Annotated in this window: 8 protein-coding genes and 1 pseudogene; 4 read left to right on the top strand and 5 right to left on the bottom strand. The window is 74.8% G+C overall.

Annotated elements, in window-relative coordinates:
- Together ABZ641_RS18100 and ABZ641_RS18095 are read left to right on the top strand one after the other, a co-directional pair.
- Positions 1–2,346 (top strand): TOMM precursor leader peptide-binding protein (locus tag ABZ641_RS18100; protein ID WP_359982934.1); only part of this gene is annotated, 2,346 nt, incomplete at its 5' end.
- Positions 2,347–2,404: 58 nt separating this feature from the next.
- Positions 2,405–3,907, top strand: a complete 1,503-nt coding sequence (locus ABZ641_RS18095) for a SagB family peptide dehydrogenase (RefSeq protein WP_359982931.1) — start codon at positions 2,405–2,407, stop codon at positions 3,905–3,907.
- A 280-nt stretch (positions 3,908–4,187) separates the two neighbouring features.
- On the opposite strand, the gene ABZ641_RS18090 is transcribed toward ABZ641_RS18095, so the two are convergent.
- From ABZ641_RS18090 to ABZ641_RS18080, 3 genes are all read right to left on the bottom strand, one after another.
- Complete coding sequence (locus ABZ641_RS18090; protein WP_344623644.1) at positions 4,188–4,856, bottom strand: response regulator transcription factor; 669 nt, start codon at positions 4,854–4,856, stop codon at positions 4,188–4,190.
- Between the two features lie 108 nt (positions 4,857–4,964).
- The gene (locus ABZ641_RS18085; protein ID WP_359982929.1) at positions 4,965–5,162 is read right to left on the bottom strand and encodes a hypothetical protein; all 198 of its coding nucleotides are present in this window, start codon (positions 5,160–5,162) and stop codon (positions 4,965–4,967) included.
- A gap of 256 nt (positions 5,163–5,418) precedes the next feature.
- Positions 5,419–5,805 (bottom strand): hypothetical protein, encoded by a 387-nt coding sequence (locus ABZ641_RS18080; protein ID WP_359982927.1) that lies wholly within the window; start codon positions 5,803–5,805, stop codon positions 5,419–5,421.
- A 236-nt stretch (positions 5,806–6,041) separates the two neighbouring features.
- Here ABZ641_RS18080 and ABZ641_RS18075 point away from each other — a divergent pair, with 236 nt between their 5' ends.
- Complete coding sequence (locus ABZ641_RS18075; protein WP_359982937.1) at positions 6,042–7,037, top strand: LuxR C-terminal-related transcriptional regulator; 996 nt, start codon at positions 6,042–6,044, stop codon at positions 7,035–7,037.
- A gap of 7 nt (positions 7,038–7,044) precedes the next feature.
- Here ABZ641_RS18075 and ABZ641_RS18070 read toward each other — a convergent pair.
- Together ABZ641_RS18070 and ABZ641_RS18065 are read right to left on the bottom strand one after the other, a co-directional pair.
- Positions 7,045–7,958, bottom strand: a pseudogene (locus tag ABZ641_RS18070) (1-phosphofructokinase family hexose kinase).
- Between the two features lie 64 nt (positions 7,959–8,022).
- Positions 8,023–8,877 carry a DNA-formamidopyrimidine glycosylase family protein gene (locus ABZ641_RS18065; RefSeq protein ID WP_344623648.1) on the bottom strand — a complete coding sequence of 285 codons (855 nt, stop codon included), beginning with the start codon at positions 8,875–8,877 and terminating at the stop codon, positions 8,023–8,025.
- A 131-nt stretch (positions 8,878–9,008) separates the two neighbouring features.
- Here ABZ641_RS18065 and ABZ641_RS18060 point away from each other — a divergent pair, with 131 nt between their 5' ends.
- A complete protein-coding gene (locus tag ABZ641_RS18060) occupies positions 9,009–9,218 on the top strand; it encodes an EF-hand domain-containing protein (protein WP_344623649.1) in 210 nt (69 codons plus the stop codon).
- Positions 9,219–9,261 lie beyond the last annotated feature (43 nt).

Here is a 9,261-nt window from a genome sequence, read left to right as displayed (position 1 = left end):
CGCGAGGGCAAGAACTTCAAGGGACGCGTGCTCGGCGTGGTCGTCGGCACCGTCGGCACGCCCGAGACCCGAGGGACCGCCATGTCCGACACCACCGCGATCGGCTTCAAACGCCACTACACCCCGTACGTCGTCGACGGCGAAGCCGTCTACCTGGTCTCCGAGCGCGGCGTCTCCGTGGTCGACGGCGCCCTCGCCCAGCGCCTCGCCCCGCTGCTGGACGGCACCCGCACCCCCGAGCAGATCGGCGCCGCCCTGGACGGCACCGTGCCCGCCGACAAGGTCCTCGGCGCCGTCGGCACCCTCCGCGACCGCGGCTACCTCGCCCCCGCCGGGCCCGTCGACGATCCGGCCGGCGCCGCCTACCTGGAGATGGCCGGCCTGGACGGTGCCGCCGCCTCCGCCGCCCTGCGCACCTCCCGCGCCCGGGTCGAGGTGTACGGCGACCTGGACCCGCAGCCCTTCCTCGACGCCCTCGCCGCCGCCGGCGTCACCGTCGACGAGGACGCCGACTTCACCGTCGCCCTCACCGAGGACTACCTGCACCCCGGCCTCGCCGACCGCGACCGCGCCGCCCGCGCGAACGGACGCCCCTGGCTGCTCGCCCGCCCGGTCGGCTCCATCGTCTGGGTCGGCCCGGTCTTCGTCCCCGGCACCCCGGACGCCGCCGAGCAGGCCACCGGCTGCTGGGAGTGCCTCGCCCACCGGCTCTCCGCCAACCGCCAGTCGCTCAGCTACCTGCAGCACCGGCTCGGCCAGGACACCCCGATCTCCACCGCCGGCGCCCACCTCGCACCCACCCTCGGCACCGGCGCCCAGCTCGCCGCCCTGGAGGCCGCCAAGTGGCTCGCCGGGGTGCGTCCTTCGGAGCCGGTGGTGCTCACCTTCGACACCGTGCTGCTGGAGGCCGAACGCCACAAGCTGGTCCGCCGCCCGCAGTGCCCGGCCTGCGGCGAGGGCGGCCTGATGGCCGAACGCCAGCTCACCCCGGTCGAGTTCGTGTCCCGGCCGAAGGCATTCACCGCCGACGGCGGCCACCGCTCCGCCTCCCCCGAGGACATGCTCGACCGCTACCGGCCCCAACTCTCCCCGGTGACCGGCGTGGTGACCTCCCTGGTACCCGCTGCCCGCACCCCCACCGGCCTGCGGGTGTACGTCTCCGGGCAGAACCTCTCCCGGCAGAGCGGCGACCTGCGCCAACTGCGCACCGGCCTGCGCTCGGTGAGCTGCGGCAAGGGCCGCACCGACGTCCAGGCCCGGGCCAGCGCACTCGGCGAGGCGATGGAACGCTACTCCGGCGTCTTCCAGGGCGACGAGGCCCGCCGCACCGCCAGCTACACCGAACTCGGCGACGCCGCGATTCACCCCGCCCGCACCCTGCTCTACAGCGACCGCCAGTACGAGGAGAGGGCCCGCTGGAACGCCCGCCGCTCGATGTTCAACACCGTCCCCGAGCGGTTCCGCGAGGACGACCGGATCGAATGGTCGCCCGCCTGGTCGCTCACCGAGCAGCGCACCCGCTGGCTGCCCACCATGTCGCTCTACTACGGCTACCGGCACCGCCACGGCTTCTTCGCCGCCGGCGACTCCAACGGCTGCGCGGCAGGAACCTCTTTCGAGGACGCCGCCCTGCAGGGCTTCCTGGAACTCGTCGAACGCGACGCCGTCGCCCTCTGGTGGTACAACCGGGTCCAGCGGCCCGCCGTCGACCTGGACGCCTTCGGCGACCCGTACATCGCCGAACTCCGCGACATCTACCGCGGATTGCGCCGCGAGATCTGGGCGCTCGACCTCACCTCGGACTTCGGCATCCCGGTGGTCGGCGCGTTCTCCCGGCGCCTGGACAAGCCCGCCGAGGACATCCTGATCGCCTTCGGCGCCCACCTCGACCCGCACATCGCCCTCACCCGGGCGCTCACCGAGATGAACCAGTTCCTCGGCCCCGTCGCCGGTGACGCCGAGGGCCGGGTCAACTACGCCGGCGCCGACCCCGAGCAGAAGGCCTGGTGGACCACGGCCACCGTCGCGGGCAACCCCCACCTGCTGCCCGACCCCGCCACCACGGCCGCCGGCCCAGGCCGCTGGGCGGAGCTCGCCGGCACCGACCTCGCCGACGACCTGCGGCTCGCCCAGCGCCTCGTCGAAGAACGCGGCATGGAGTTCCTGGTGCTCGACCAGACCCGCCCCGACGTCGGCCTGCCGGTCGCCAAGGTGATCGTCCCCGGCATGCGGCACTTCTGGGCCCGCTTCGCCCCCGGCCGCCTCTACGACGTGCCGCTCGCCCTCGGCTGGCTCGACCGGCCGACCCGGGAGGAGGACCTCAACCCCGTCCCGATCTTCATCTGACGACGTGCGGGCCGCCGTGCTGCTCGGCGGCCCGCCCCTCCCGGAGGAGGAACTCCGCATGACCGTGACCGAACAGCTCCCGCCCGACCTCGCGGCCGGCGGCGGCCCCCTGCGCACCCTGCTGCGGCTGCGCCCGGAGGTCGTCGTCACCGCCCAGGGCGACGACCTCGAACTCAGCCACCCCTGGGGCCGCCAGCGGGTCCACGCCCTCGGCGCCGACACCGTCGACCGGCTCGCCGAACTCACCCGCACCGAGGTCGACCTCGACGAACTCCCCGCCGGCGGCAGGCTGCTGCACCTGCTGCGGCGCTTCCCGTACCTGGTCACCACCACGCTCGCCGACCCGCTCGGCGTGCCGCTGGCCACCGCCGTCCCGATCGCCCGCTCGGCCGGCCTGCCCGGCCTTGGCCGGTCCGGCCTTGGCCGGTCCGCCGACACCGCCGTGCTCTCCCGCTTCGCCTACCTGCGACGGCTGCCCGAGGAGCACGCCGGGGCCTGCGTCCTCGAATCCCCGACGGCACCGTTCCGGCTCACCCTGCACCGGCCCGCCGCGGGCGCCTTCGTCGCAGCCGTCACCGCCTCCCGCTCGGTCGACGAGGCCGCCCTGCTGGCCGGCCTCGCCCCGGCCGCCGGACGCTCCCTCGCCGGACTGCTCGCCGGCGCCGGCTTCCTCGACGACACCGCCCAGGGCGAACCCCCGCTCTGGGACTTCCACGACCTGCTCTTCCACGCCCGCAGCCGCCCGGGCCGCCACGACTACCCGAGCGGCGGCGTCTTCGCCCACCCCGAGGTCGCCCAGCTGCCGGCGATCCCCGGCACCGGCCCGCGCGAGGAAGGCGCCGGCATCGACCTGCCTGTCCCCGACTGGGACGAGGTGCTCGCCCGCGACCCGGCCCTCTCCGAAGTCCTGGAGGGCCGCCGCTCGGTGCGCACCTACGCCGAGCGGCCCGTCACCCTCGACCAACTCGGCGAACTGCTCTACCGGGTGGCCCGGGTCCGACGGGTGATCCCCGGAGACCCGGCAGACCCGCACGGCTACGACATCGTCGACCGGCCCTACCCGGCCGGCGGCGCCACCGGCGAACTCGAGGTCTACCTCTCGGTCGTCCGCTGCGAGGGGCTGGTGCCCGGCGTCTACCGGTACGACGCGGCCGCACACCGGCTCCGCCCGCGGCCCTTCTCCGGGCCCGGGGACGAGACCGCCTTCCGCGAGCTGATGACGGCGGCCTGGCGGGCGACCGGCTGCAGCGTCGACCCGCAGGTGCTCCTGACGGTGACCTCGCGGTTCGGCCGGCTCTCCTGGAAGTACAGCCAGATCGCGTACGCGCTGACGCTCAAGCACGTCGGCGTGGTCTACCAGACGCTGTACCTGGTGGCGACGGCCATGGGGCTGGCCCCCTGCGGCCTCGGCTCCGGCGACACCGACGCGGCCGCCCGCGCGCTCGGCCTGGACTGGACGGCGGAGTCCTCCGTCGGCGAATTCCTCATCGGCAGCCGCCCGTCCGACGTCCCCCGCACCGCCCACGGCTTCGCCGACATGGTCACCGAAGCAAGGGGGTAACCCCAAGGGGGCGCGTGGAACTGCGCAATTCGCAGAGGGTTCACCTGCGAGGTGGGGCGAACGCAAGTCAGGGGCGCGGGGAACTGCGCAATTCGGAGAGGGCTCACCTGTCGAGTCGGACCGACCCATTTTCGGGTCGACGCGAACTCGGCAAGCGGACCACATCCGAACTGCGCAGTTCCCCGCGCCCCTGTTTGGCTTCGCGTCACTCTGCGCATGGGCCTCATCCGGGTTGCGCAGTTTCCCGCCCCTGATTGGTTGCCCCCACGGCAGATGGCTGTCAGAGCCAGCCGCGTTCGCGGGCGATGCGGATGGCGTCGCAGCGGTTGCGGGCGCGGGTCTTGGCGATGGCGGCCGAGACGTAGTTGCGGACGGTGCCGGGGGAGAGGGAGAGGGCGGCGGCGACCTCGTGGATGGTGGAGCCGTCGGCGACGTGGCCGAGCACGGTGACCTCCCGGGGGGTGAGCGGGGAGGCGTCGCCGCGGACGGCGTCGACGACCAGCCGGGGGTCGTAGACCCGTCCGCCGCGGGCGAGTTCCCGTACGGCGGCGATCAGTGCGGCGGGCGGCACGTCCTTGAGCAGGACTCCGGCGACCCCGTCGGCGACCGCGCGCTGCAGGTCGGCGGTGCGGGCCTGGGTGGTGAGCAGGAGCAGGGCGGTGGCCGGTGCCCGGTCGCGGATGAGGGCGGCGGTGGCGGGGCCGCCGGGGCCGGGCAGGTCGGGGTCGAGGACGGCGACGGTGGGCCTGGTGCGGGCGGCCTCGGCGGCGGCCTCCTCGGCGGTGGGGGATTCGGCGACCACGGCGAGGTCGCTCTCCCGGTCGAGCAGGGCGCCGAGCCCGCTGCGGAACAGGTGGTGTCCGTCGGCGAGGAGGACGCGGACGGCGGCGGTGGCGCCGTGGGCGGTGGGGGCCGCCGGGTGGAGCGGGCTTTCCAGGACGGTGGTCATCCGGCTACCTCGTGGGCGTCGTCGTCTCGGTCTGCGGGTGGGGCCGGCCGGCCGGGTCGCGGGGCCGGCGCCGGTGCGGGGCGGTCGCGGGCGGTGCCGGGGTTCGGTTCAGCCCCAGCCCCAGGTGTCCTGGTGGCCGGTGGGCAGCGGGGGGAGCGGGGTGCCGGTGGAGGTGGGCGCAGGGGTGGTGTCGCCGTCGGCGCGGTAGGCGGTGCCGGTGCCGCCGGTCTGCGCGGTGGTGGCCACGCCGGTGAGCACGCCGAGACCCAGGGCGACAATCGTGATGAAACGGACCTTCTGCGTCATGGGGATGCCCGATCCTCTCGCGTTCGGCTGTACCCCGGGCTGCTTCCGGGGTGCGGTGGTGTCAGGGGCGGAGTGACGGGTGGTCCGTTCCGGGCCCCGATGGGGGCTGCTGTCCCGGTTGCGGTCCGTCGTTCCGCCGACACCATGAGAGTGGCCGCTCCGGCCGGTCCGTGTCAGCAGCCGGAGCTGGCACCACAGTGCCGTGACACCCTGAGGCCAGCTCGCCGGGTCGCGGGGCGGTGGGTGCGGGAGCCGGTCAGGGGCGGCTGGGCAGGGCGTGCAGGCCGAGCGCGATCCACGGGTCGGCCTCGCAGCAGCGCAGGTCCCAGCCGCTCAGTTCGCCTTCCTCGGCGAGGAGTTCGCGGCAGGCGTCGCGCAGCCGGTCCTCGGCCTCCAGCAGTGATCCGGCGTCGACGAAGACGACCGCGTCCAGGGTGTCGGCGGACTGCCGGATGCGCGCGTGGCTGAGCCGGGCGGGGCCCCGGAGCGCGCGCTCCAGCCCGGCCCGCACGGCGGCTTCCACCGGTGCGCGGAGCGGCCGGCCGCTCCGCGCCGCCAGGTGGACGCGGATCGCATACACGTCGTCCAGCCTGACGGATGCACAACATCTTTGGCGGCGGCGGCCGGTGTCAGATCTCCGCATGGCAGCAACATGCCACCGCCGGTCGGCGGCCCCGGCGGCGGCGCTACCGTGGAGAACGCGCGACGGGGGTCCGCGTCCGTTCACAGTTCATCCATCGGACCGTCGGGATTGCCCGCAAGAGTGTTCTGTGTTCGAGCCGGTGGCGATATGCTCGCGCCCTGTCGGATCCGCCGGTCGACCCGCTCGGGGGAGGGTGTGATGGTGTTCGCACTTCTGGTGGCGGGCTGTTGAGCGGGGTGGCACCGATCGGCCTCGATCCGTTCGGCGAAGCCGTCTACAGAACGATGCTCCTGCACCCGGAGCTCGACACCCGTGGCATCGCGGAGCGGCTGGAGTGCGCCGAGTCCGAGGTGCGGGCCGCACTCGACCGGCTCGCCGACCTGGCGCTCACCAGACCCACCGGCGCCAGCGACCGCTGGCGGGCCGTCAATCCGGAGCTGGGGCTGGCGACCTTACTCGCCCGGCAGGAGGCCGAGGCCGCCCGCCGCCAGCAGGAGATCGAACGGAGCAGGGCCGCGATGGCCGGCCTGATCGCCGAGTACGCCAGCGTCCACGCGCCGGCGAACCAGCCCGGCATCGAGCTCATCAGCAGTCTCGACGAGGTGCGTGACCGCCTCGTCCAACTCGCCTCCGACGCCGCCGCCGAGGTGCTGTCGTTCGCGCCGGGCGGGCCGCAGCCGCCGCAGGTGATGGAGGCCAGCCGGGTCCTCGACCTGGAGACCCTGCAGCGCGGTGTCCGGATGCGCACCGTCTACCAGGACAGCGTCCGCAACGACCCGGCCACCGTGCACTACGCGCGCTGGCTGCACGGACTCGGCGGGGCCGTCCGTACGGTGCCCACGCTGCCGCTGCGGATGATCCTGGTCGACAACGCGACCGCGATCGTGCCGATCGACCCGGAGGACGCCCGCAAGGGCGCCGTGCTGCTGCGCAGCCCCGGGGTGATCGCGGCGCTGCGGGCCCTGTTCGAGCAGGTCTGGGAGCAGGCCCGGCCGCTGGGCGAGAGCGTCCAGCGCGACCCGCACGGGCTGACCGCGCAGGAGCGCGAACTGCTGCGGCTGCTCGCGGAGGGGCTGACCGACGAGCGGGCCGGGCAGCGGCTCGGCGTCTCGCTGCGGACGGTGCGGCGGATGATGGCCGACCTGATGGTGCGGATGGACGCCCGCAGCCGTTTCCAGGCGGGCATCCAGGTCGCCGCGCTGGGCTGGCTGGGCGAGGCCGGCACCCGCTGACCGTCCGTCAGGCGGGCACCGCCGTGGCGGTGGTGGTCTCCCGGAGGCGGAGGTGTGCGGCCCGGTCGAAGCGGCCGGCCCGTGGGGCGAGCACGGTGGCGGCGGAGAGGGCGACGGCCTCCGCGAGCACGGCGGGCCAGGGTGTTCCGCTGAGCAGTCCGACCGCGAGGGCGGCGACCACGGCGTCGCCGGCGCCGGTGGGGTTGCCGGCCACGGCCTCGGGCGGCGCGCACCGCCAGGCTCCTTCGCCGGTCAGCGCGTACAGGCCCTCGGGGCCGAGCGAGGCGACCACGGCGCCGGCTCCGCGGCGGTGGAGTTCGGCCGCGGCCGCGGGGACGTCGGTGCGGCCGGTGGCGGCGAGCAGTTCGGCGGCGTTGGGTTTGACGGCGGTCGGCCCGGCGGGGAGCGCCGCGGTGAGCGCGGGCCCGTCGGCGTCCAGGACGGTCGGCACCCCGTGGTCCCGGGCGAGGGCGACGAGTTCGCGGTAGCCGTCCCCGGGGGCGCCGGGCGGCAGGCTGCCGGAGAGCACCAGCACGCCGGCGGCGGGGAGCGCGGCGGCGACCTCGGCGGCCAGTCGGCGCCACTCGGCCGGGGAGATCCGCGGCCCGGGCTCGTTGAAGAGGGTGGCGTCGTCGCCGTCCGCGACGGCGACGGTGCGCCGGGTGTCCCGGTGACCGGCACGGCGCGGTACGGCAGTCCGGCGGCGGTCAGGTCGGCGGCGACGGCGGTGCCCGTCGGGCCGCCGAGCGGCAGCACGCAGAGCGCCCGGTGGCCGAGTGCGGTGAGCACCCGGGCGGTGTTGACGCCCTTGCCGCCGGCCTGTGCGGCGACCGTGCCGACCCGGTGGGTGGTGTGCGGGCGCAGCGCCGGCACGGTGTACGTCACGTCCAGGGCCGGGTTCGGTGTGACCACCAGCAGCACGGTCGATCCCCCACTCTGCGCAAAGATGCTTGCAATCGACTCTGATTGAGCAGATTCAAGCACACTACTTGAGCAGGCGGGAGAGTCTGCGGTCGGCGAGCGTCCGTCCGCCGGTCTGGCAGGTCGGGCAGTACTGCAGCGAGGAGTCGGCGAAGTCGACGGACCGCACGGTGTCCCCGCAGACCGGGCAGCGCTCGCCCTCGCGGCCGTGCACCGCGAGCCCGGCCTTCTTCTCCGCCTTCAGGCCGTCCGCGGGCACCGCCCTGGCGTGCTCCAGCGCCTCGCCGAGCACCGCGTGCAGGGCTCCGTGCAGGGCGGTCAGCCGCTCGGGCGTGAGGGTGGCCGCCGTCGCGTACGGCGAGAGCTTCGCCCGGTGCGCGATCTCGTCCGAGTAGGCGTTGCCGACCCCGGCGATCACGGCCTGGTCGGTGAGGAAGGTCTTCAGCCGCTGCCGGGCGCCGGCGGCGAGCCCCGCGAGCCGCTCCTCGGTGACGGCGAGCGCGTCCGGGCCGAGCCGGGCGACGCCGGGCACCTGGGCCGGGTCGGTGACCACGTACGCGGCCAGCCGCTTGGTGGTGCCCTGCTCGGTGACGTCGAAGCCGGAGCCGTCGTCGAGGACCAGCCGCAGGGCCAGCGGTCCGCGCCGGCCGGGCGGCTTCGCGGGGAAGGACGCCCGCCGGTGCACCCAGCCGGCCCGGGCGAGGTGCAGCACCAGGTGCGGGCCGCCGTCGGTGGCGAGGTCGAGGAACTTGCCGTGCCGCCCGACCCCGGCGACCGGCCGGTCCTGCAGTGCCTGCGGGGGCGGGTCGAAGGTCTTCAGCACCTGCACCGACAGGACCTCGACGCGGGCCAGCGAGCGGCCCGCGCAGGCCTCGGTCATCCGCTCGGCCAGTGCCTGCACTTCCGGTAGTTCGGGCACCTCCCCAGTCTGGCCGGGCCCGGCCGGGGCGGCCATCGGATCGCCCGCAGGGGTGGTGGGGCTCCTCGCGGCCACCGGGCGCCGGTATCGTACGGGCGTCATCGCATCACCCAGAAGGAGCACCTGCCGAGATGGACATCGACAAGGCCAAGGCGAGTTTCAGCCGGTTCGACATCAACGGGGACGGGTTCATCTCGCCGGAGGAGTACTCCAAGGTCATGGCCGAGATGGGCGACCCCTACGTGACCGTGCCGGTGGCCCAGGCGGTCATCGCCAAGGCCGACACCAGCAAGGACGGCCTGCTGAACTGGGACGAGTTCTGGGCGATCCAGAAGGGCTGACGCCCGGCCGACGGGCCCGGCCGCGCGGGGACGCCCCCGGTGC

Origin of the sequence: Kitasatospora sp. NPDC007106, assembly GCF_040634455.1 — a bacterium.
GTDB classification, from domain to species: domain Bacteria; phylum Actinomycetota; class Actinomycetes; order Streptomycetales; family Streptomycetaceae; genus Kitasatospora; species Kitasatospora arboriphila.
The sequence above is the reverse complement of the archived record's forward strand: the minus strand, read 5'-3'. Positions and strand labels throughout refer to the sequence as shown.